22 protein-coding genes are annotated in these 23,235 nt (G+C 64.2%); 19 read left to right on the top strand and 3 right to left on the bottom strand.

Translation table 11 applies throughout. The features are described 5' to 3' along the window. Positions 1-9: 9 nt before the first annotated feature. Complete coding sequence (locus NLY44_RS20810) at positions 10-1,176, bottom strand: MFS transporter (protein WP_023806383.1); 1,167 nt, start codon at positions 1,174-1,176, stop codon at positions 10-12. Positions 1,177-1,293: 117 nt separating this feature from the next. On the opposite strand from NLY44_RS20810, the gene NLY44_RS20805 reads away from it, so the two are divergent. From NLY44_RS20805 to NLY44_RS20785, 5 genes are all read left to right on the top strand, one after another. Next, the gene (locus tag NLY44_RS20805; protein ID WP_031356190.1) at positions 1,294-3,081 is read left to right on the top strand and encodes an IucA/IucC family protein; all 1,788 of its coding nucleotides are present in this window, start codon (positions 1,294-1,296) and stop codon (positions 3,079-3,081) included. Continuing rightward, on the top strand, positions 3,078-4,127 hold the full coding sequence (locus tag NLY44_RS20800; protein WP_023806381.1) for a GNAT family N-acetyltransferase: 1,050 nt from the start codon (positions 3,078-3,080) through the stop codon (positions 4,125-4,127). The genes NLY44_RS20805 and NLY44_RS20800 overlap by 4 nt, the downstream gene beginning before the upstream one ends. Continuing rightward, positions 4,124-5,944, top strand: coding sequence for an IucA/IucC family protein (locus tag NLY44_RS20795; RefSeq protein ID WP_050588938.1), 1,821 nt, complete (start codon positions 4,124-4,126; stop codon positions 5,942-5,944). The genes NLY44_RS20800 and NLY44_RS20795 overlap by 4 nt, the downstream gene beginning before the upstream one ends. Next, positions 5,941-7,275, top strand: coding sequence for a lysine N(6)-hydroxylase/L-ornithine N(5)-oxygenase family protein (locus NLY44_RS20790; RefSeq protein ID WP_023712023.1), 1,335 nt, complete (start codon positions 5,941-5,943; stop codon positions 7,273-7,275). Before NLY44_RS20795 ends, NLY44_RS20790 begins: the two co-directional genes overlap by 4 nt. 110 nt (positions 7,276-7,385) lie before the next feature. Beyond that, entirely contained in the window at positions 7,386-8,081 is a 696-nt protein-coding gene (locus tag NLY44_RS20785; protein WP_023806379.1) for an aspartate/glutamate racemase family protein, read from the top strand. Between the two features lie 16 nt (positions 8,082-8,097). On the opposite strand, the gene NLY44_RS20780 is transcribed toward NLY44_RS20785, so the two are convergent. Beyond that, a complete protein-coding gene (locus NLY44_RS20780) occupies positions 8,098-8,286 on the bottom strand; it encodes a hypothetical protein (protein ID WP_023688885.1) in 189 nt (62 codons plus the stop codon). A 138-nt stretch (positions 8,287-8,424) separates the two neighbouring features. On the opposite strand from NLY44_RS20780, the gene NLY44_RS20775 reads away from it, so the two are divergent. The 6 genes from NLY44_RS20775 (at position 8,425) to NLY44_RS20750 (ending at position 14,234) form a co-directional block, all read left to right on the top strand. Beyond that, positions 8,425-8,820, top strand: coding sequence for an AGROH133_08824 family phage infection protein (locus NLY44_RS20775; RefSeq protein ID WP_023684099.1), 396 nt, complete (start codon positions 8,425-8,427; stop codon positions 8,818-8,820). Positions 8,821-9,066: 246 nt separating this feature from the next. Continuing rightward, positions 9,067-9,627 carry a F0F1 ATP synthase subunit delta gene (locus tag NLY44_RS20770; protein ID WP_023700226.1) on the top strand — a complete coding sequence of 187 codons (561 nt, stop codon included), beginning with the start codon at positions 9,067-9,069 and terminating at the stop codon, positions 9,625-9,627. Then, positions 9,627-11,156 carry a F0F1 ATP synthase subunit alpha gene (gene atpA, locus NLY44_RS20765; protein WP_023806378.1) on the top strand — a complete coding sequence of 510 codons (1,530 nt, stop codon included), beginning with the start codon at positions 9,627-9,629 and terminating at the stop codon, positions 11,154-11,156. The genes NLY44_RS20770 and atpA overlap by 1 nt, the downstream gene beginning before the upstream one ends. Positions 11,157-11,190: 34 nt before the next feature. Then, positions 11,191-12,075 (top strand): F0F1 ATP synthase subunit gamma, encoded by an 885-nt coding sequence (locus NLY44_RS20760; protein ID WP_023806377.1) that lies wholly within the window; start codon positions 11,191-11,193, stop codon positions 12,073-12,075. A gap of 70 nt (positions 12,076-12,145) precedes the next feature. Further along, positions 12,146-13,717 (top strand): F0F1 ATP synthase subunit beta, encoded by a 1,572-nt coding sequence (atpD, locus tag NLY44_RS20755; RefSeq protein WP_023698224.1) that lies wholly within the window; start codon positions 12,146-12,148, stop codon positions 13,715-13,717. Between the two features lie 109 nt (positions 13,718-13,826). Next, entirely contained in the window at positions 13,827-14,234 is a 408-nt protein-coding gene (locus tag NLY44_RS20750) for a F0F1 ATP synthase subunit epsilon (protein WP_023668674.1), read from the top strand. Between the two features lie 30 nt (positions 14,235-14,264). Here NLY44_RS20750 and NLY44_RS20745 read toward each other — a convergent pair whose 3' ends face one another. After that, a complete protein-coding gene (locus tag NLY44_RS20745) occupies positions 14,265-15,836 on the bottom strand; it encodes a mannitol dehydrogenase family protein (protein ID WP_023806376.1) in 1,572 nt (523 codons plus the stop codon). A 175-nt stretch (positions 15,837-16,011) separates the two neighbouring features. Here NLY44_RS20745 and uxaC point away from each other — a divergent pair, with 175 nt between their 5' ends. From uxaC to NLY44_RS20705, 8 genes are all read left to right on the top strand, one after another. After that, on the top strand, positions 16,012-17,421 hold the full coding sequence (gene uxaC, locus NLY44_RS20740) for a glucuronate isomerase (protein WP_023806375.1): 1,410 nt from the start codon (positions 16,012-16,014) through the stop codon (positions 17,419-17,421). Between the two features lie 38 nt (positions 17,422-17,459). Next, positions 17,460-18,437 carry a TRAP transporter substrate-binding protein gene (locus NLY44_RS20735; RefSeq protein ID WP_023684104.1) on the top strand — a complete coding sequence of 326 codons (978 nt, stop codon included), beginning with the start codon at positions 17,460-17,462 and terminating at the stop codon, positions 18,435-18,437. 70 nt (positions 18,438-18,507) lie between these two features. Beyond that, complete coding sequence (locus NLY44_RS20730) at positions 18,508-19,071, top strand: TRAP transporter small permease (protein WP_023715911.1); 564 nt, start codon at positions 18,508-18,510, stop codon at positions 19,069-19,071. After that, a complete protein-coding gene (locus NLY44_RS20725; RefSeq protein ID WP_023684106.1) occupies positions 19,072-20,352 on the top strand; it encodes a TRAP transporter large permease in 1,281 nt (426 codons plus the stop codon). A gap of 23 nt (positions 20,353-20,375) precedes the next feature. Beyond that, the gene (locus tag NLY44_RS20720; RefSeq protein WP_023700229.1) at positions 20,376-21,152 is read left to right on the top strand and encodes a FadR/GntR family transcriptional regulator; all 777 of its coding nucleotides are present in this window, start codon (positions 20,376-20,378) and stop codon (positions 21,150-21,152) included. A gap of 23 nt (positions 21,153-21,175) precedes the next feature. Further along, positions 21,176-22,033 carry a 5-dehydro-4-deoxy-D-glucuronate isomerase gene (gene kduI, locus NLY44_RS20715; RefSeq protein ID WP_023806374.1) on the top strand — a complete coding sequence of 286 codons (858 nt, stop codon included), beginning with the start codon at positions 21,176-21,178 and terminating at the stop codon, positions 22,031-22,033. Next, complete coding sequence (kduD, locus tag NLY44_RS20710; RefSeq protein WP_023806373.1) at positions 22,030-22,797, top strand: 2-dehydro-3-deoxy-D-gluconate 5-dehydrogenase KduD; 768 nt, start codon at positions 22,030-22,032, stop codon at positions 22,795-22,797. The genes kduI and kduD overlap by 4 nt, the downstream gene beginning before the upstream one ends. 10 nt (positions 22,798-22,807) lie before the next feature. Further along, entirely contained in the window at positions 22,808-23,146 is a 339-nt protein-coding gene (locus tag NLY44_RS20705; protein WP_023684110.1) for a cupin domain-containing protein, read from the top strand. Positions 23,147-23,235 lie beyond the last annotated feature (89 nt).

The following is a 23,235-nucleotide window of genomic DNA, read 5'->3' as shown; positions in this document are numbered from 1 at the left end:
GCGGGTTCGCTAGTGCTTATGAACCATGGCTGCAAGACCGGCGGCGGCCAGAGCCAGCGCCGCGCAGCCGGCCAGCGGCGCAAAGGGCCAGAGCGTGAAGGCGAAGCCGCCGGCCAATGCGCCGATGCTCTGGCCGAGCACATGGGTGCTGGTGAGCCAGCCGGCCGCCGCGCCCTGCTCGCCGGGCTCCAGGCGCTTCATCAGCCAGGCGGTGTAGCCGGGTGTAGCCAGGGCAATGCCGGCCGCTGCCACCACCAGAGACGCTGCCGAGGCAACATGGCTGGCCGTGGCGGCCAGCGCCGTCATGCCGACGCAAACCATGAGACAGCCGACGATGACGCTGTTGCGCTCCGCCAGCCGCAGGCGCGCCATGAGCAGTCCCTGGACCAGAACCATGACGACGGCGACCAGCATCAGGGCCAGGCCGGTCAACGTCGTGGCCTGCGTCGCACCAAGGCCAAAACGCTGCTGGGTCATCGGGCCGAGCATCATCTGCACCTGTCCGAAGCCGAGCGTCAGGCACAAGCCCATCGCCAGGCAAGGCAGAGCGCGGCGATCGAAGGGCGATATTCCACGGCCGACGTCGGCCGCCCTGCCGTCGGTCCGTCCGCCGGCTTCCCCTTTGCCCCGCGCGAGCCACAGCAACAGCGGGCTGAACAGGAACAGGATGGGCGGCAGCAGCGGCGAAAGGACGGCAGCCGTTGCCGCCAGCGCGCCGGCCAGCCGCCCCATGCTGACGCCGGCGCCAAGCAGTCCCAGCGCGGCCTGTCGCCTGTCATCGGCAACCGAGCGGCTGGCCCAGACCTGCGCCGTCGGCATGACGCCGGACGCGGCAAAACCGTACACGGTTCGCGAAAGCATCAGCAAAGCGATGCCCAGCGCGGCTCCCGTGCCGGCTATCAGCAGAATGGCGAACACCGCCTGGCCGGCCAGCATGGCGAGGCCGAGCAAGCGCAGCAGCCTGGCATGGCCAAGCCGCTCGCCCATGCGACCCCACAGCGGCGAGCCGACCAGAAAGGCCGCCGCGCCGACAGCAGTTGCCGCCCCGATGGCAAACGTGTCGAGCCTCAGCCGCTCCATCACCAGGGGAACGAGCGATACGAAGGCCGACTGGCCGAAGCCGATTGCCGAGACCGCGGTTGCCAGGCGGCGCAGAAGCGAAGATCGATTTTTCATACGGGTCGTCACAAGACCAAGCTTATTTCTTGTTCAGAATAGATAATCAACAGAAATGTTTAAAGACGACAACGTATAAATGCAATGCATGCAGTTATGGGATTTATGGGGATGCACATGGAACAAGTAAAACCAGAATCTTCCTCTGCATTAAGCCCGTTACTCAATGCGTTGCTGCGGGAATGGGATAGCTGGGAATTCGTCGACGCCAGGCAAACCGGGCTGTTTCGGCCGCAGGCAGCCGTGCTGCGTCTGAATTTCCCTGCCTCGCGCGCGGCGGTGCTCGTCGAGGCGCGGCATCGCTCGAAGGTTGGTTACCACGATTTAGCGATGCCGCTCTGGCGCCTCGATATTAGTAACGAGGGGGCCGATGGCGAAGCGACCGAGATCGACCTTTTCAGCCTTTTGGCGCTGATCCTGGCGGATCCCGACATTGCCGGCCGGGCGACAGCGAAAAGCCGACTGACCTTCCTGCGCCGCAGCCTGGCCAGCATCGCCGCAATCGCTGACGCGACTGCGGCGCGTGGATCGTCGCGGCCCTTCTCCGAAGGCGATCCTGATTTCATCGATGCCGAAAGCGCCCTGCGCTTCGGCCATGCCGTGCATCCGGCGCCGATGAGTCGCGAAGAGTTCACGCACACGGATTCCGCGCGCTTCGGGCATGAATACTGCAATGCGTTCAAACTGCGCTGGTGGGCCGTCGACCCGACCATCCTCACTGGAGGGAGCGTCGAGCCGCTAGATGTCACCGAGATGGTCCGCGGGCTTGCCGCCAGCGATCCGCAGCTGCTTGCTCGGGCTGGCAAGCAACAGGGCAAGGTTCTCGTTCCGATGCATCCGTGGCAGGCCGTACGGCTCATGCTGGAAGACCGCGTCGAGCGCCTGTTTCGCGCCGGCCGTATCGTCGATGTTGGGCTCGGCGGACCAGCGTGGCGGGCCACAACCTCGCTGCGCACGGTTCATTCGTCTGAAGCCGAGTGGATGCTGAAATTCTCGCTCAGCCTGCGCCTGACCAATTCCAGGCGCATCGTCGAGGAGCATGAGTGCCGGCGCGGCCTTTCGGTGCACCGGCTGGTCAAGGGCAAGCTCGGCTATGCCTTGCAGCGGCGCTGCCCGACCATGACGGTGCTGGGTGAGCCCGCCTGGTTCGGCCTGCGTGACGAAGACGGCCGGCTGATGACGGATACCATCGTCTCGTTTCGCGAAAACCCGTTTCGCGGCACGGGCAATCCGCCGGCTGCCGTTCTCGGCGCGCTTTGCGAGCGCCATCCCGGCCGTACCGAAAGCCATCTGTCCGACCTGGTCCACCGTATCGCCCGCGACGAGAAGCGACCTGTCGAGGAAACGGCGCGTTTGTGGTTCGAGCGTTTCCTTCATGCCGCCATCGAGCCGTTTATCGTTGCCTTCTCGGAATTCGGCCTGCTGTTCGGCGCCCATCAGCAGAACCTCGTCGTCGGCCTCGCCGGCGGCTGGCCGAATGCGCTCTATTTTCGCGACTGCCAGGGCACCGGTTATGTCGAGGAATTCCTGCCCAGGCTGCGCGAATTCGTGCCCGAGGCCGGTCAGGCGGGCGATCATGTCTTCCCAGCGGAAGCGGCCGCGAAGCTGTTCGGCTACTATCTGGTCGTCAATGGCGCTTTCGCCGCCGTCGCAGCCCTTGCGGCCGCTGGCCTCACCAACGAAGACGATCTGCTGGCGATATTCCGCCGCTCGCTCGAGCGGCTGGCCGCCACGCCGATGGCTGACCGGTCCTGCGTCGACTATTTGCTCAACGCGCCGACGCTCGCCGCCAAGGGCAATTTCCTGATCGCGCTGCGCGACATCAATGAGAACACCGAAGTGACCGACCCGCTGGCAGGTTACGTCGAGCTTCCGAACCCCCTGCATGTGAGAGAATACGCATGAACATCGAGGCTGCGAAAAACTGGTCACCCGCCACCGTCGCCGGCAACGAAGGATGGCAGCATCTGGCCTCGGCCGCGGAGCCGCTCGCCATTTGTGCCGGCGATGGCCATGTCAGCCTGGTCCGCGCTGACGGAACAGCTGTCGGGCAGGTCCGCATGTCCATCGCGGATGGCCGCCTGCTCATCGACGATGTCGCGTTCATTGGCGGCCGCCTCGACCAACCGCAAATCCTGGCAGGTCTCGTCGACGCCGCGCTGCGCCTGCATCCTTCCTTCGACTGCGCCTTCCTGCCGGCGGCCAAGACGCTGTGGCCAGTTTCGGCGCTGGCCACCGAGACGGTTCCGGGTGAACCGGAACGCGCCGTCATCCATCGCTCGGTCCTGCGCCAGCTGCCGCTGCTGTGGCGCAGCCAGGCCTCGCATGTCACCTATCCGGCATTGACGACCGCTATCGGCCCGCCATTGCGCCAACCGCGCCCCTGCGGCCCGATGTACGAACGCTGGATTGCCGAGATCGGCCTCACCGTGTCGCTGCGGCCGATCGACCGCCGGACCGATCTCGACCTCTTCCATCGCTGGATGAACGATGGCCGCGTCGCCTTCTTCTGGGAACTTGCCCAGAGCCATGAGGATCTCGACAAATATCTCGCCGAGCAGGAAAGCGATCCGCACATCTTCGGCGTCATCGCCAGCTTCGACGGCGAGCCGACCGGCTATTTCGAGTTCTACTGGGCCAAGGAGGACCGGCTCGGGCCCTATTATGAGCCGCTCGACTGGGACCGCGGCTGGCATGGGCTGATCGGCAATATGCGCCATCTCGGCCGGCCGAAGACGCTGTCACTGTTCCGCTCCGTCACCCACTATCTGTTCCTCGATGAGCCGCGCACGCAGCGCGTCGTCGGCGAGCCACGCGCCGCGCACCAGAAGATGCTGAGCTATTGCGCCGGCGCCGCCTACGACAAAGTCAAGGAGTTCGACTTCCCGCACAAGCGCGCGGCGCTGGTCTGCTGCGAACGCGAGCGCTTCTTCCGCGAGGTGCCGCTGTGACGGTGCAGCAACCGATTGCCAAAGCGGGGGAGGCGACACGCTGGGCCGCGATCAACCGCGACGCCGTCGCCAAGGCCATTTCCGAACTGACCTTCGAGGAGTGCCTGTCGCCGCGCGAGCTTTCGCCCGGCCGATGGGAGCTGACGCCCGGCCCCGGCGTGACCTATCGCTTTGCCGCGACGCGGCGCCTGTGGGGCCAGATCGCCGTCCGTCCGGAGACGCTGACTCGCGACGCCGGCATCGAGCTGCCGGTCAACGATGCGGTCGCCTTCTTCGCCGACGCGCGCGAGACGCTCGGCATGTCGCCGGCAACATTCTGCACCTATGCGAAGGAGCTTTACAACACGCTGATGGCCGACATGCGGATCGCCAAGGCACGCGGCAATCGACCGGCCGCCGATCTAGCCGCGCTGCCGGATACCGAGTTGCAGGCATTGCTCGACGGCCATCCGAAGCCCCCTGCCAACAAGGGACGGCTTGGCTGGGGACGGGACGACTTCGAGCGCTACGCGCCAGAATCGGCCACCGCATTCCAGCTCTTCTGGCTTGCCGCCGCCAGCGATCGCTGCCTGCTGGCGCTTGACCGCGGGCTCGACGAAGAGGCGCTGCTGCAGGCCGCACTCGGCGACTACGAGCGCGCAAGGCTCGAAGCGGCTTTCAGCGCCGCCGGGATCTCGCGATCGACGCACAGGCTGCTGCCGGTCCACCCCTGGCAGTGGCAGGCGATGATCGCCTCGCAATATGGTGGCGAGATTGCCGCCGGCCGGCTGGTGCCGCTCGGTCCGTTCGGCGACGCGTTCCTGCCCCTGCAGTCGCTGCGCACTCTTGCCAATGTGGCACGGCCCGAGGCGCTGCACGTCAAGCTGCCGCTGACCGTCCTCAACACCTCAACGTGGCGCGGCGTGCCGGGCAAATACATGGCGATCGGCGCCGATCTGTCGCGCTGGCTGGCCACGGTGGCGGCCGCGGACCCGGTGCTCAAGGACGTCAAGGTCTTGCAGGAAGTCGCCGGCGCCTTCTATCCGCATCCGCACTACGCCGGCGTTGAAGGCGCGCCCTATCAATTTTGCGAGATGCTGGGCGCCATATGGCGCGAAAGCCCCGAAAAGGTTCTGACAGCGGGCCAGCGGCCGATGATGATGGGCGCCCTGCCGCAGCGCGACGCCCATGGCAGGCCGATCGCCAGCGCCCTGATGGAGCAGTCCGGCCTTGGTCCGGAGGCATGGCTCGATCGCCTGTTCTCCACGGCCTTCGTGCCGCTCTACCACTTCATGTGCCGTTACGGCGTCGGCTTCATCGCCCATGGCCAGAACGTCACCATCATCCTCGACGGAGCGACGCCTCTCGGCGTGGCGGTCAAGGATTTCCAGGGCGACCTCGATCTCGTCGACCAGCCGTTTCCCGAACTGGCCGGCCTCGACCCCGAAATCCTGTCGACGCTGAAGCGCCGGCCGCCGGCACATCTTCTCCAGCATCTGCAAACGGGACACATCGTCAGCGTTCTGCGCTTCCTATCCGAGGCGCTGGCCGCCTATGACCGCTTCGACGAGAGGACTTTCTACGCCATCCTGGCCGGCGCCATCCGGCGCTACCAGGCGCAGAACCCGGATCTGTCGGAACGGTTCGCGCTCTTCGATCTGTTTGCTCCGAAGATCCCACGCATCGCCATCAACAAGGTGCGCTTCGCCATCGGCTACGGCGACAGCGGCGAACGCCCTCTGCCCGACCTTGGCACACCGCTCGACAATCCGCTTAACCCCGAGTCAGCCCGGCGATCTCCCATCAGCCCAGCCAGCTCCATAAGGAGTTCGCCATGACCCATACGCTTGACCTCGCAGGCATCGGCATCGGGCCGTTCAATCTCAGCCTCGCCGCCCATCTCGATGCGGTGGACGGCGTCGAAGCGCGCTTCTTCGATCGGGCGACGCGGCTCGAATGGCACCCGGGCATGATGCTGCCGGGCGTCGAACTGCAGACATCCTTCCTCAAGGATCTCGTCACCGCGACGCATCCGACCAGCCCATGGTCGTTCATGTCCTATCTGGTCGCGCAGAAGCGGTTCTATGAATTCCTCAACGCGGATTTCTCAGCCATCCCGCGGCCGGAATTCGCCCGCTATCTCGGATGGGTCGGCGAGAACTTGTCTTCGCTGCGCTTCGCCAGCGCCGTCGACCGGATCGACTTCGACGGAACGAATTTCAGGCTGCGTATCGGCTGCGAGCAGGTGAACGCGCGCAATCTCGCCATTGCCGTCGGGCTGGTGCCCAACATCCCCGCCTGGGCGCGGGCGGCGGCCTCCGATCAATGCTTCCACAACGCCCAGGCCGCCAACCGCCTCGATCGCCTGAGCGGACAGCGTGTCGCCGTGATCGGCGGTGGCCAGAGCGGCGCCGAAGTGCTTCTGCATCTGATCTCCTCCGACCGCTTCGCCGGCCGCGAAATCGAGTGGATCTCGATGCGGCCGAATTTCCTGCCACTGGACGACTCGCCTTTCACCGACGAACTCTTCACGCCGGGCTATGTCGAAAACTTCCATCGGCTGCCGCAAGGGCGGCGCGAGACGATCCTGGAACAGCAGCTGCTTGCCGGTGACGGCGCATCGACGAGCACGCTGAAGGCGATCTATCGCCAGCTTTACACGCTGCGGCACCTCTCGGAGGAAACGACGGCGGTCAACATGACGCCGCACCGCGAAGTGCTGAACGTGACGCGGGAAGGCAGCGAATACCGGCTGATCATGCGCAACGGCTTCGACGGCGCCATCGAGACGCGCACCGTCGATGCGGTGGTTCTGGCCACCGGCTATGCCTTTGCCATTCCTGATTGCATGGCACCGCTCACGAACAGGATCGCGCTGGACGAGCGCGGTCATTACAGGCTCAACGCCAGCTTCGAGGTCGAATGGGACGGGCCTGACGACCGCCGGATCTACGCACTCAATGCCGGCCGGCTCAGCCATGGCATAGCCGAGCCGCAGCTCAGCCTGATGGCTTGGCGCAGCGCCAAGATCGTCAATTCGCTGCTCGGGCGGGCACAGTTCGATCTCGATCTGCCCGATCCGCCGGTTGCCTGGAGTTCAAGGCACACGACACAAAGCCTGCATCATCTCGGCGCCAATGCGAGGATGACCGAATCGGGCGCGCGGTGATGTTTGTGGAGGCGGGCCGAAGAGCGTGGTACGGCGCGCGTTAAGATTGACATCGACCCGTAAAGCTTTTCTGTGAGAGAGATCGTTCGGTCCTGCTGGAGGCTCAGCGCATGAAAACCCTTGGCCTTATCGGCGGCATGAGCTGGGAATCGACGGCGATCTATTATCGCCTGCTCAACGAGATCGTGCGCGTGCGGCTGAGCGGGCTGCATTCGGCAAAGCTGTTGCTCTATTCCTTCGACTTCGCCGAAATCGCCGACCGGCAGCATCATGGCGACTGGGACAGTGCGGGCGTGCTGCTGGCGGATGCGGCGCGCAAGCTGGAGGCGGGCGGCGCAGAGGGGCTTTTGATCTGCACCAACACCATGCACAAGCTCGCCGACCGGGTGCAGGCGGCGGTGTCGATCCCGCTTATCCACATTGCCGATGCCACGGCCGTCGCGGTCAAGGGCGCCGGCGTCAAGCGGCCGGCGCTGCTGGCGACCCGCTTCACCATGGAGCAGGATTTCTACAAGGGCCGGCTGACGGAGAAATACGGGCTGCAGCCCGTGGTGCCGGACCAGGCCGGGCGCGACATGGTGCACCAGGTAATCTACGACGAGCTCTGCCGGGGCATCGTCAGCGCGGCATCGAAGGCGGCCTATGTCGACGAGGTCGCCCGTCTGCGGCGCGATGAGAAGATCGATGGCGTCATCATGGGCTGCACCGAGATCACCATGTTGATTGGCGAGCGCGATTTCGACATTCCGGTGTTCGACACCACGCGCATCCATGCTGAGGCGGCGGTCGCATTCATGCTGCCCTGAAGGGCCAAAACAGAGATCAGGGCTGGGCGGCCACGGCGACATTGCCGCTGCCGACCACTTTCAGCTTCCATCGATCTGCTTCCGTGCCGGCCAGATTGAGGTGCCTGGTCAGGAAATAAAGGCGATCGGTATCGGGGCCTTTGGCTGTGCAAAACCGGTCCTGCAGATAGGAGGGAGGCGTCGCCTGATAATACAGGTTGGCCACGATGCTGGCCGGACGCGCGCGCGGCCTAAACAGCCTTCCGCTCCTTCACGAATTGCGTGCCAAAACTGCCGCGCGCTTGACTTCTTTTTGCAGCGACATTCAATGCATCCGGCATTGCTGTGAGGGGATGAAAGCAAGATGGAATTTGCGTTTCCGTGGCCGACCAGCCAGGGCGAATGGCTGGCTTGGTCTAGCGCCGTCGTCACCTTGGCGCTCGGTCTGCTGTTTTTCCTCGCGCCAGGGCTGGCATTTCGGATTCTGCGGCTGCAGGTCCGGCCCGAAAGGGCAGCGGCAATCGCGGAAGGGCGCGGCCGGATGTCGGGCTTCTATCTCGGCGTCAGCCTGTGCTGCATTCTGTTGGCGCAGCCGTGGCTCTATATGGCACTCGGCTTTTCCTGGCTGTTCACCGCTTTTGGCCGTTTGCTGTCGATGATGTCGGACGGCGCCAACACGCCTTTCAACTGGGCGTCGATCGTCGTCGAACTCGTCCTGGCCGCGTTGCCGCTCGCCTTCGTCTTCGGCTTTCTGCCCTGAATCGGCAGCCAATCCAAAGGCTTCGGTTGAACTCTGCGGCCGGATGCGACAATAGTGCCCGAAAAGCATGCGGAACGACGCATTGCGGTCTTAAAATGCCTGTGCTAGACGGCAATCGACTTTCGGCCGGGGATAGCGGAAGCCGCGCCTCCGTGCTTGGAAAAACTTAGTAAGGTCAAAGATTTAGCCAGAGTTTTTGCTCGCGCCAACAATCTGCGGCCCCTCAGACAAGAGAAAAGACGGTCCGTGGCTCAATCGTCATCGCCAATCTCAGGTGTCGCAGAACGCTACGCGGGTTCGCTGTTCGAACTTGCGCTGCAGTCGAATTCGGTGGCCAAGGTCGAGGCCGACCTCAACAGTTTCGCCAAGATGCTGGATGACAGCGCCGACCTGACGCGCCTCATCAACAGCCCGGTGTTCTCCAGCGAGGACCAGGCCAAGGCAATCGCGTCGATCGCCGACAAGGCCGGCATCACCGGCCTGACCGGCAATTTCCTGCGCGTCGTCGCCCGCAACCGCCGGCTCTTCGCGGTGCCCGGCATGATCAAGGCATTTCGCCGGATCTCTGCCGAACAGCGCGGTGAGACATCAGCCGAGGTCACTTCGGCGCATGAACTGACGGCTGCCCAGCAGACGGAACTCAAGGCCGCGCTGAAAAGCGTCGCCGGCAAGGACGTGGCCATCACTGTTACCGTCGATCCGTCGCTGCTCGGCGGGCTGGTGGTCAAGATGGGCTCGCGCCAGATCGATACGTCGCTCAAAACCAAACTCAATTCGCTCAAGCTTGCACTGAAAGAGGTCGGCTGATGGACATCCGCGCCGCGGAAATTTCCGCAATTCTCAAAGACCAGATCAAGAATTTCGGCAAGGAGGCCGAGGTCTCCGAAGTCGGCCAGGTGCTGTCCGTCGGTGACGGTATCGCTCGCGTCTACGGCCTCGACAATGTCCAGGCCGGCGAAATGGTCGAGTTCCCCGGCGGCATCCGCGGCATGGCGCTCAACCTCGAAGCCGACAATGTCGGCGTCGTCATCTTCGGCGCCGACCGCGACATCAAGGAAGGCGACATCGTCAAGCGCACCGGCGCCATCGTCGATACGCCTGTCGGCATGGGCCTGCTCGGCCGCGTCGTCGACGCGCTCGGCAATCCGATCGACGGCAAGGGCCCGATCAAGGCGACCGAACGCAAGCGTGTCGACGTCAAGGCGCCAGGCATCATCCCGCGCAAGTCGGTCAACGAGCCGATGTCGACCGGCCTCAAGGCCATCGATGCGCTGATCCCCGTTGGCCGCGGCCAGCGCGAGCTGGTCATCGGCGATCGCCAGACCGGCAAGACCGCGATTATCCTCGACACGATGCTCAACCAGAAGGCCGTGCACGACAACGGGCCGGAAAAGGAAAAGCTCTACTGCGTCTACGTCGCCATCGGGCAGAAGCGCTCGACGGTCGCGCAGTTCGTGAAGGTTCTCGAAGAGCGCGGCGCCCTTGAATATTCGATCATCGTCGCCGCCACAGCTTCCGATCCGGCGCCGATGCAGTTCCTGGCGCCGTTCACCGGCGCCACCATGGGCGAATATTTCCGCGACAACGGCATGCATGCGCTGATCAGCTATGACGATCTGTCGAAGCAGGCCGTCGCCTATCGCCAGATGTCGCTCTTGCTGCGCCGCCCGCCGGGTCGCGAAGCCTATCCGGGCGACGTGTTCTACCTGCATTCGCGCCTGCTCGAGCGCGCCGCCAAGCTCAACGACAATCTGGGTGGCGGTTCGCTGACCGCGCTGCCGATCATCGAGACGCAGGCCAACGACGTGTCGGCCTACATCCCGACCAACGTGATCTCGATCACCGACGGCCAGATCTTCCTCGAAACCAACCTGTTCTTCCAGGGCATCCGTCCGGCGGTCAACGTCGGCCTGTCGGTGTCGCGCGTCGGTTCGTCGGCGCAGATCAAGGCGATGAAGCAGGTCGCCGGCTCTATCAAGGGCGAGCTCGCGCAGTACCGCGAAATGGCTGCGTTCGCGCAGTTCGGCTCCGATCTCGACGCCGCCACGCAGCGCCTGCTCAACCGCGGCTCGCGCCTGACCGAACTTCTGAAGCAGCCGCAGTTCTCGCCGCTCAAGGTCGAGGAGCAGGTCACGGTGATCTTCGCCGGCGTCAACGGCTATCTCGACAAGCTTGCGCTGAACCAGGTCGGCAAGTTCGAGCACGGCCTGCTCAGCCATATGCGCTCGGCCGGCAAGGACGTGCTGGACGGCATCCGCAAGGAAAAGGCGCTGTCGGACGATCTGCGCGCCAAGCTGAAGGCCGAGATCGACGCCTTCGCCAAGACCTTCGCTTGAGAAGAAGCCGGACGCTCGGGATCAGGTTTGAAGCATGCCTTCATTAAAAGACCTTCGTAACCGTATCGCCTCGGTCAAGGCGACGCAGAAGATCACCAAGGCGATGCAGATGGTCGCCGCGGCGAAGCTGCGTCGCGCGCAGGAAGCAGCGGAGGCGGCGCGTCCCTATTCCGAGCGGATGGGTGCGGTGCTGGCCAATATCACGCAGGCGATCGGCGGCGGCGGCGATGCCCCGGCGCTGATGACCGGCACCGGCAAGGACGATGTGCATCTGCTCGTCGTCTGCACCGCCGAGCGCGGCCTGTGCGGCGGCTTCAACTCGCAGATCGCACGTCTGGCCCGCGACCATATCCGCCGGCTTCTGGCCGACGGCAAGCAGGTCAAGATCATCTGCGTCGGCAAGAAGGGTTTCGACATTCTGCGCCGAGACTATGCCTCGCTGATTATCGACCGCGTCGACCTGCGCGATGTCAAGAAGCTCGGCTTCGTCAATGCCGATGCGATCGCCCGTAAGATCATCCATCTGTTCGGCGAAGGCGGCTTCGATAGCTGCACGCTGTTTTATTCGCAGTTCAAGTCGGTGATCAGCCAGATTCCGACCGCGCAGCAGATCATTCCTGCCGGCGTGGCTTCCGCTCCCGCCGAAGCGACCGCGGGTGGCAATGCCGTCTACGAATACGAGCCGGAGCCGGGCGAGATCCTCACCGACCTCATTCCGCGCAACATCTCGGTCCAGGTCTTCCGCGCGCTGCTCGAAAACGCAGCCGGCGAGATGGGCGCCAAAATGAGCGCCATGGACAATGCAACGCGCAATGCCGGCGACATGATCAACAAACTGTCGATCACCTATAACCGCCAGCGGCAGGCGCAGATCACCAAGGAACTGATCGAAATCATTTCGGGCGCCGAAGCGCTCTAGGCGCGACCGCCAGGAGGTCATCGACCTTCTGATGGAGCGTGAGAAACAAAGGACGAGAAGGGTAAAGACGATGGCGAAAGCAGCGACCCCCGCGAAGACGGCCCCCAAGGCGGCCGCAAAGGCTCCGGCAGCAGCGGCGAAGGCCGCTCCGGCCAAGAAGGCGGCCGCGCCCGCCAAGGCCGCGGCCCCGGCAGTGAAGACGACGAGCGTTGCCGTCAAGAAGACCGGCGCCATCGGCAAGGTTCGCCAGGTCATCGGCGCCGTCGTCGACGTGCAGTTCGGCGATCATCTGCCGGCCATTTTGAACGCCATCGAAACCTCCAATGTCGGCAACCGCCTGGTGCTCGAAGTTGCCCAGCATCTGGGCGAAAACACCGTGCGCTGTATCGCCATGGATTCCACCGAAGGCCTGGTTCGCGGCCAGGACGTCTATGACACCGGCGCGCCGATCACCGTTCCGGTCGGCCCGGGCATGCTCGGCCGCATCATCAACGTCATCGGCGAGCCGGTCGACGAAGAAGGCCCGGTCGACGGCATCGAGATGCGCGCCATCCACCAGCCGGCGCCTACCTATGTCGAACAGTCGACGGAAGCGCAGATCCTGATCACCGGCATCAAGGTGCTCGACCTTCTGGCGCCCTACGCCCGCGGAGGCAAGATCGGCCTGTTCGGCGGCGCCGGCGTCGGCAAGACGGTTCTGATCCAGGAGCTGATCAACAACGTCGCCAAGGCGCATGGCGGCTTCTCGGTCTTCGCCGGCGTCGGCGAGCGCACCCGCGAGGGCAACGATCTTTATCACGAGTTCATCGAGTCCGGCGTCAACAAGAAGGGCGGCGGCGAAGGCTCCAAGGCGGCACTGGTCTATGGCCAGATGAACGAGCCGCCGGGCGCGCGTGCCCGCGTCGGCCTGACCGGCCTGACGGTCGCCGAATATTTCCGCGACCAGGGCCAGGACGTGCTGTTCTTCGTCGACAACATCTTCCGCTTCACGCAGGCCGGTTCTGAAGTGTCGGCGCTGCTCGGCCGTATTCCTTCGGCCGTGGGTTACCAGCCAACGCTGGCCACCGACATGGGTGCGCTGCAGGAACGCATCACCACAACGACCAAGGGTTCGATCACTTCGGTGCAGGCGATCTACGTGCCGGCCGACGATTTGACAGACCCGGCGCCTGCGACCTCGTTCGCCCACCTGGACGCGACGACCGTGCTCAACCGCGCGATCTCGGAAAAGGGCATCTACCCCGCCGTCGATCCGCTCGACTCGACCTCGCGCATGCTCGATCCGCTGGTTGTCGGCGAGGAGCACTATGCCGTCGCCCGCCAGGTGCAGTCGATCCTCCAGCGCTATAAGTCGCTGCAGGACATTATCGCCATCCTTGGCATGGATGAGCTTTCGGAAGAGGACAAGCAGACGGTGGCCCGCGCCCGCAAGATCGAGCGCTTCCTGTCGCAGCCGTTCTTCGTCGCCGAAGTGTTTACGGGTGCGCCGGGCAAGCTGGTCGACCTCGCCGACACAATCAAGGGCTTCAAGGGCCTCTGCAACGGCGACTACGATCACCTGCCGGAAGCCGCCTTCTACATGGTCGGCGGCATCGACGAAGCGGTCGAGAAGGCTCAGCGCCTGGCGGCTGAAGCAGCGTAATCAAGGCAATAGGGAGTAGTCAGTAGTCAGTAGTGAATAGCGGCCGGGTGATCAGGACAGCTGTCCTCTCCCTACTCCCTACTCACTATTCCCTACTCACTAAATTGACATGGCTGAAGCTTTCAAGTTCGAACTGGTCTCGCCGGAGCGCCTCCTGGTTTCCGAGCAGGTCGAGTCCGTCGTCATTCCAGGCGCCGAAGGTGAAATGACAGTCATGGCGCACCATGCGCCAGTCATGACCACGATCAAGCCGGGCGTCGTCACGCTGAAGACCGCCGGCGGCAAGGAAGAGCGCTATGTGGTGTTCGGCGGCTTTGCCGACATCGTTCCGGCCGGCTGCACGCTGCTCGCCGAATCGGCGGTCGCCGTCGGCGATATCGACCGCGCCGATCTCGCCCGCCGCATCCAGGAAGCCAAGGAAGACGCCGCCGACGCCAAGGACGACCAGAGCCGCAGCAAGGCGGAGCAGTTCCTTAGCCAGCTTACCACGCTCGAAGGCGCGCTGCTGCCGGCGTAAGCCGCAGAATGACTGGACGTGATCCGAGGGTCATGGTCGGGCAAAGGTATGAAACAGGCCGGGCTTAAGCCCGGCTTTTTGTATCCGGGCGACGTCAGGCCACCTGGTCTTTCCCGGTATACCCAGTGCCGCGAGCGCGAGCGCCACCCCGCCTTGCAGGATATGCTCGCGATGAGCGGCAACCAGTTCGATCAGCGTCTGGCGGTCGGGGCTGCCGCTGGCGAAGCCGGCGAGGTCAAACACCGTCACCACCCGTTCCAGCGTCGGCTGCGCTCCGAGCGCCGCCAGTGCCGCGTCGAGCGGATCGGTAAAGTGGGCTTCCGGCAGGTCCTTGCCGCGCGCCTCGCAGGCGGCGATCCAGGCGGCGATCACCAGCGTCAGATGCTCCGGGACCAGGCCGGCCTGGATGCACTCGATGGCGGTAGCGACAATGCGCTGCGGCAATTTCTGGCTGCCGTCATTGGCGATCTGCGCGGTGCGGTGGGCCAGCGCGGTGTTGGAGAAACGTTCGGCAAGTTCGGCCGTATAGGCTGACGTGTCGAGCCCGGCATCCCCAGGCAATGTCGGGATGGCCTCGGCCCAGAGCCGGTCGACGAACGCGCGGATCGCGGGATCCGCGAAGGCGCGGTCGACGGTGACGTGGCCGCTGAGCAGGCCGATATAGGCGATGCCCGAATGGGCGCCGTTGAGCAGCCGAAGCTTCATGTCCTCGAACGGCCGGACATCCTCGACCATGGTGACGCCGAATTTCTCCCAGGCCGGGCGGCCGGCTGGAAACCTGTTTTCGATCACCCATTGCCGGAACGGTTCGGTCATCACCGGCCAGGCGTCCTCGAGGCCGAGTTCGACCGCGATGCGCGCCCGGTCGGCATCGGTGGTTGCCGGCACGATGCGGTCGACCATGCTCGATGGGAATGCAACGTCATCGGCTATATGACTGGCGAGGGCAGCGTCGCCTGAAGCAGCAGCGCCGGCATCGCGCAGTTTTGCAAACCCGACCAGCAGCCGGTGCAGCGTGGCGCCATTGGCCGGCAGGTTGTCGCAGCACAGCACGGTGAAGGGCGGCGTGCCGGCGGCCCGGCGTCGCACCAGCGCTTCCGCCAGGAATCCATGCGCTGTCCTGGGAGATCCGGGATTGCCCAGGTCGTGGACGATATCGGGATGGTTTTCGTCGAGGCTGCCGTCGGCGGCCCTGAGATAGGCCTTTTCGGTGATGGTCAGGGTGACGATGCGGGTGCGCGGGTCGGTCAGCGCGGCCAGCACCGCGCCGGGGTCTTCCGGCGCGACCAGCATCGACTGGATCGAGCCGATAATGTGCAGCGCTTCGCCATCGCGGCCGCGCACCGCCAGCGTGTAGAGCCCGTCCTGTGGCGTCAGCGCATCGCGCGTGTCGGGGCTGCGCAGCGAGACGCCGACAATGCCCCAGCCGGTCTCGCCGGCCGCTAGGCAGTCATCGACATAGGCGGCCTGATGGGCACGGTGGAAGGCTCCAACGCCGAGATGGACGATGCCTGGGGCGACACTGGCGCGATCATAGGGGGGGACCGCGACCGAGGCCGGCAAGGATTGCACTGTTGCGTTGGAAAGGCGTGTGCTGGTCATGGCGCGGCTTGTCGCTGGATGGTGTGCGGGGCGGGATCTGCTAGCGGCGTAACATCCGCTCTTCCGCTGCACAATGACCTGACGCCGGTTAAAAGTCATCATACAACAATCCAGTTTTTGTATGTTGACATTATTTCTTTCCAATCCTACCGATATCGCCCCTGGGAGGAACGACGTGGCGGGACTGACCGATCCGGATCTGCTTTTTGCCGCCGCAGGGCGCGCGCTGTCGATCGCGCGCGATCTCCATGCCGGCATCAAGGACCTGCCGATCATCAGCCCGCACGGCCACACCGATCCGCGTTGGTATGCGCTCAACGAACCATTCCCCGATCCCGCGCAATTGCTGGTGGTGCCCGACCACTACATTTTCCGTATGCTGTTCAGCCAGGGCGTGCGGCTGGAAGATCTCGGCGTCCCGACCCTCGACGGCTCGCCGGTCGAGACCGATCCCAGGGCGATCTGGCGGCGCTTCGCCGAGCACTATTACCTCTTCCGCGGCACGCCGACGCGGTTGTGGCTCGACCATGTGCTCGAGCATCTGTTCGGCATCGAAGAGCCGCTCAACGCCAGCACCGCTAGCCGCCATTACGACACCATCGCGGCGCTTTTGCAGCGCGACGATTATCGCCCACGCGCGCTGTTCGAGCGCTTCAACATCGAGGTCATCGCGACGACCGAGGGCGCACTCGACGATCTCCAATGGCACAAGACGATCCGCGACAGCGGCTGGCAGGGCCGCGTCATCACTGCCTACAGGCCGGATGCTGTCGTCGATCCCGACTTCGAAGGATTTTCGGCCAATCTCGATCGTCTGGGCGAGATCACCGGCTGCGACACCGGCACATGGGCCGGCTATCTCGACGCGCATCGCAATCGCCGCGCTTTCTTCAAAAGCTTCGGCGCAACCTCATCGGACCACGGCCATCCGACGGCCGAGACCGCCAATCTTTCCGATGCGGCGGCGGAAGAGCTGTTCAACCGCATCCGCCGCGGCTCGGACGACGAGCGCGAGCGCAAGCTGTTTCGCGCCCAGATGCTGACCGAAATGGCCAAGATGAGCCGCGACGACGGGCTGGTCATGCAGATCCATCCCGGCTCATGGCGCAACCACTCGCCTGGTGTTTTCCGAAAATTCGGCCGCGACAAAGGCTTCGATATTCCGACCCGCACCGACTATGCCGCGGCGCTCAAACCCTTGCTCGACTGCGTCGGGCTGGAGCGCGACCTCTCCATCATCCTGTTCACGCTCGACGAGACCAGCTACGCGCGCGAACTGGCGCCGCTGGCCGGCGTCTATCCGGCGTTGAAGCTCGGGCCGGCCTGGTGGTTCCACGACAGTCCGGAAGGCATGCGCCGGTTCCGCGAGATGACCACCGAGACCGCCGGCTTCTACAACACCGTCGGCTTCAACGATGACACCCGTGCCTTTCCGTCGATTCCCGCCCGTCACGATGTGGCGCGCCGGGTTGACTGCGCCTTTCTCGCCCGTCTCGTCGCCGAGCACCGGCTGCGTGAGGACGAGGCGCATGAGCTGGCGCGGGAGCTTGCCTACACGCTTGCCAAGAAGGCGTACCGGCTGTGAGCCGGGCGCGTGGAATTTTAAAAGGGAGGAAGACAGTCATGTTGCATTTTTCAAAACTGATGGCAGCCACATTCGCCTTCGGCTCGCTGATGATCGGCGTTGCCGGCGCCCAGACCGTACTGCGCTCGGCCGACACCCATCCGGACGGGTATCCGACCGTCGAGGCGGTCAAATATCTCGGCGAGCTCATCAAGGAGCGCACCGCCGGCCGCTATTCGGTCGAGGTCTATCATTCGGCGCAGCTCGGCGAGGAAAAAGACACGATCGAGCAGACGCAGACCGGTGTCATCGATCTGAACCGCGTCTCGATGGGTCCGTTCAACGGCATCGTGCCGGAAACCGCGGTGCCGTCGCTGCCCTACATGTTCCGTTCGGTCGAGCACATGCGCCATGTCATGGACGGGCCGATCGGCGACGAGATCCTCAAGGCCTTCGAGACGCATGATCTGGTCGGCCTTGCCTTCTACGATTCCGGCGCCCGTTCCTTCTACAACACCAAGAAGGACATCACCTCGATCGCCGATCTGAAAGGCATGAAGTTCCGCGTCATCCAGTCCGACGTGTTCGTCGACATGGTCAACGCGCTTGGCGCAAACGCCACGCCGATGGCCTATGGCGAGGTCTATTCGGCGCTCGAAACCGGCGTCATCGACGGCGCCGAGAACAACTGGCCCAGCTTCGAATCCGCCAAGCACTACGAAGTCGCCAAGCACTATACCGTCGACCAGCACCAGATCGTGCCGGAAGTGCTGGTGATGTCGAAATCGAGCTGGGACAGACTGACGCCGGAAGACCAGGCGATCGTCAAGCAGGCGGCCAAGGATAGCGTCGTCAAGATGCGCGAATTGTGGGACGCGCAGGAGAAGAAGTCGCGAGAGATCGTCGAGAAGGCCGGCGTCAAGGTCAGCGAGATCGACAAGCAGCCGCTGATCGATGCGATGAAGCCGGTCTACGACAAGTATCTGAAGACGCCGGAGCTCAAGGACCTCGCGACGCGCATCCAGGCGACCAAGTGATTTTCTGGCGGGGCGGCATGGCGCCGCCCCGCCAATCGCTTTTAGGGGACGGAAAGACCGGGAGGATCGGATGACTGCGGGAACGGCCAGGAGCGGAGCGCCACCGCGCTTCAGCGCGGTGCTTTCGAAGATTTGCGACGGTGCGCTCTATCTCGCGGGCATCGGGATGGTCGCCATGACCGCGCTTGTTGCCTACCAGGTGTTTTCCCGCTTCGTGCTCAACGCGTCACCGAGCTGGACCGAAGTCACCGCCATCATGCTGATGAACTGGTTCATTTTCCTGGGCGCTGCCGTCGGCGTGCGCGAGAATTACCATATGGGCTTCGACGTGCTGCTCTATATCCTGCCCAAGGGCAGCAAATGGGCGCTGCGCACCCTGTCCGACCTGATCGCGTTCGGCTTCGGCATCGGCATGGTCTGGTACGGCTGCAAGCTGGTCGGGCTGACCTGGCGGACCATCATCCCGGCGCTCGAGCTTCCCGGCGGTTTCGACTATCTGCCGCTGGTCGCCGGCGGCTTTCTGATCTGCCTGTTCTCGGCCGAACGCATCGTGCTGCGCTGGTCCGGCGCCGACATCGACAAGGATATCAATCTCGAAGAAGTGCCGGAAATGCCGGCCGTGCAGGAGGCCTAGATGGAACTCTGGATCCTGTTTGGCGTCTTCACGCTTTTGATGTTTGCCGGCACGCCGATCGCCTTTTGCCTGGGTGCGGCGTCCTTCGCCACCGTGCTTTATCTCGGCCTGCCGCCCCTGGTGGTGTTCCAGCAATTGAAGTCGGGCATGTCGGCGTTCTCGCTGATGGCGATCCCGTTCTTCATCTTTGCCGGCGACCTGATGGTGCGCGGCGGCATCGCGCAGCGCATCGTTTCCTTTGCCGGCTCGCTGGTCGGTCATGTCCGCGGTGGGCTCGGTCAGGTCAACATCATCGCCGCGACGTTGTTCGGCGGCATTTCCGGCTCGGCGGTGGCGGAAGCCGCTGCCGTCGGCGGGCTGATGATCCCGCAGATGAAAGCGCGCGGCTACGGAGCCGACTATGCCGTCAACGTCACCTCGATGGCGGCGCTGATCGCGCTGCTTCTGCCGCCGTCGCAGAACATGATCATCTATTCGATCGCCGGCGGCGGCAAGATTTCGATCGCCGACCTGTTCACCGCCGGTATCCTGCCGGGTCTGCTGTTCGCCGCTTCGCTGATGGTCACCGCCTATTTCGTCGCCCGCAGCCGCGGCTACCCGGTCGAGGCCTTTCCCGGCTTCTCGCGTGTCGGCCAACTGGCGGTCATCGCCATCCCCGGACTTCTGCTCATCGGCATCATCTTCGGCGGCGTTCGCTCGGGCATTTTCACGGCGACGGAAAGCTCCTGCATCGCCATCATCTACGCTTTGCTGGTCACCGTCTTCGTCTACCGGTCGATGGCCTGGGGCGATTTCGTCCATGCCACAAAGGGCGCGGTGCGCACGACCTCAATGGTGCTGCTGATCATCGGCACGGCGGCCTCGTTCAGCTGGCTGATGGCCTATCTCAAAGTGCCGGTGTTGCTGATCGCAGGCATGAACGCCATCTCCACCGATCCGCTGGTGGTGCTGCTTCTGCTCAACGTCTTGATGCTGCTGCTCGGCACCTTCATGGACATGGGGCCGATGATCATCATCTGCACGCCGATCTTCCTGCCGCTGGTCACCCATTACGGCGTCGACCCCGTGCATTTCGGCGTCATCACCATCCTCAATCTCGGCATTGGCCTCAACACGCCACCGGTCGGCACGGTGCAGTTCGTCGCCTGTGCCGTCGGCAAGATTACGGTCTGGGAAGCGATGCGCTCGATCTGGCCGTTCTATGGCGCGGGCATCGTGGTTCTGGGGCTGGTGACCTATATTCCGGCGATTTCGCTCTGGTTGCCGAGCGTGTTCAAATAGGCGTCTTCAAACAGGGGTGCGATATGGCATCGGATAGTGCTGTTGATCTCAGGGTCGAGAGAAAACCCAAACTGTCGGAGACCGTCGTTGCGGCGATCCGCAAGCAGTTGCAGGCGGGCGAGATCCTGCCCGGCCACAAATTGCCGACCGAGGGCCAGCTGACCGAGACCTTCGGCGTCAGCCGCACCGTCATCCGCGAAGCGCTGGCCAAGCTCGCCGCCGACGGGCTGGTCGAGGCGCGCCAGGGCGCAGGCGTGTTCGTCACCGAGCACATCTCAACGATGTTCGGCGCGCTCGCCGCCGACATGGGCAGCAAGGATTCCATCGCGCTCAATGTGCTCGAAGTGCGCCTGGCCGTCGAAATCGAATCGGCCGGGCTCGCCGCCATTCGCCGCAACGCCGCGCAGGAAGCAGCGATCCAGGAAGCGTTCTTCGAATTCGAACGGCTGCTTCTCAACAGCGAGCCGACCGGTCCGGCCGATCTCGCCTTCCACCGGGCAATCGCCAGCGCCACCAACAACCCGTTCTATGTCGAGATGCTCGATGTGCTCGGACGCCGCGCCATTCCCTGCGACGTGACCTCGCCCTGGTCGACGGAACTTGTGCAATCCGACAGCTATCAGCGCGGGCTGCAGCGCGAGCATCTGGTGATCCTGAATGCGATCACCTCGGGCGACGCCGAAGCCGCGCGCGAGGCGATGCGCGCTCATCTCACCGCCAGCCAAGAGCGCTACCGCGAGCGGCTGCACGCCCGCCAGGTCTACTACGCCGACTCGGTCAAGGCGTCGGCAACCAAATAGCCATTCATTCAGCTGGAGCAGCAATGACTCAAAGTCACCCGCATACCGATTTCACCTCGCGTTTCGCCATCGACCCGGTCGCCGCGGCTTCCATGGGCACCGACGAACTGCGGCACAACTTCCATATTGACGACCTGTTCCAGCCGGGACGCGTCAGCCTGACCTATGCCCATTATGACCGCATGATCGTCGGCGGCGCCGTGCCGGAAGGGACAGCGCTGCCGCTGGAAGCGATCAAGCCGACGGGGACCAAGAATTTTCTCGACCGCCGCGAACTGATCATCGTCAATATCGGCGGCGCCGGCTCGGTGACGGCAAATGGCGAGACCCACCAGTTGCAGGCACGTGACATGCTCTATCTCGGCATGGGCAGGACCGACGTGTCGTTCGCGTCGGCCGACGCGGGCGCACCGGCCAAATTCTACCTGCTCAGCGCGCCGGCGCATCATACCCATCCGAGCCGGCTGATCCGCATTGGCGATGCCAAGCGCCTCGATCTCGGCAGCAAGGAAACCTGCAACGAACGCTCCATCTTCCAGTTCATCCATGCCGATGGCGTCAAGACCTGCCAACTGGTGGTCGGTATGACCCAACTGGCGCCGGGCTCGGTGTGGAACACTATCCCTTGCCATGTGCATGACCGGCGCATGGAGGCCTATCTCTATTTCGACCTGCCGGAGACGGCCCGCGTCTTCCATTTCATGGGCGAGCCGGACGAAACGCGGCATCTGGTGATGGCCAACGAGGAGGCGGTGCTGTCGCCGGGCTGGTCGATCCATTCGGGGGCCGGCACCTCGAACTATGCCTTCATCTGGGCGATGGCCGGCGACAATGTCGACTACACCGATGTCGATCCGGTGCCGCTGGGTGAATTGCGTTGAGCGGCCCTTCCTCCTTCAGCCTGGCCGGCAAGCGTATCCTGGTCACCGGCGCGAACACCGGCATCGGCCAGGGCATCGCCGGCTCGATCGCGCGCGCCGGCGGCACCGTCATCGGTGTCGGCCGCTCGGCGATGGACGACACGGAAAGACAAGTCGCGGAAGCCGGTGGCCAGTTCGAGGCGGTGCGATGCGATCTTGCCGACCATGCGGCCGCCAAGGCGATGCTCGACCATGTCTGGGAAAAGACCGGCCCGATCGACGGGCTGGTCAACAATGCCGGCATCATCCGCCGCGCCGATGCGGTCGATTTCTCCGAGGCCGACTGGGACGACGTCATCGACGTCAATCTGAAGACGCTATTCTTTCTCAGCCAGGGTTTTGCCAGGCGCGTGCTGACCGACCCGAGGCGGCGCGGCAAGATCGTCAACATCGCCTCGGTGCTGAGTTTCCAGGGCGGCATCCGCGTCGCGTCCTACACCGCGTCGAAACATGGCGCGCTCGGCATAACCCGGCTGCTGGCCTGCGAATGGGCGGCAAAAGGCATCAACGTCAACGCCATTGCGCCCGGCTATATCGAAACCAACAACACGCAGGCGCTGCGCGCCGATCCCGACCGCAGTGCTGCCATCCTGGCGCGCATTCCGGCGGGACGTTGGGGCGGGCCGGAAGACATAGGCGATGCCGCCGTGTTCCTGCTGGCGCCGGCGTCCGACTATATGCATGGCGCGGTGATTCCCGTGGACGGCGGCTGGCTGGCGCGATGAGGAGATGGTCATGATTGAAGCCAAGATTTTCGCACAGCCCGGCGAGAGCGCCTGGACGCCGACGCCGGACGGCAACAGACGCCGCGTTCTCGTCTCCACCGATGAGCTGATGATGGTCGAGTTCGGCTTCGACAAGGGCGGCGTCGGCGCACTGCATTCGCACCCGCATGTCCAGGCCAGCTATGTCGCCGAAGGTCGCTTCGAGGTGACCATCGACGGCCGCACCGCGACCATCGAGACCGGCGGCAGCTTCATCGTGCCGTCCAATCTGGTGCACGGCGTCAAGGCGCTGGAGGCCGGGCGCCTGGTCGACAGCTTTACCCCGCACCGCGCCGATTTCCTGGCCTGAACCTTTTTCGGCAATTCCAGAAACAGGAAACCCGCGCCTCCTGGGGAGGCGCGGGCTGTTGCCTGTGCGCTCGTGGCGCAGCGGTACTC

The organism is Mesorhizobium sp. C089B (assembly GCF_030323125.1).
Classification (GTDB): domain Bacteria; phylum Pseudomonadota; class Alphaproteobacteria; order Rhizobiales; family Rhizobiaceae; genus Mesorhizobium.
Note: the sequence above shows the minus strand (reverse complement) of the source record. Positions and strands in the feature narration are given on the sequence as shown.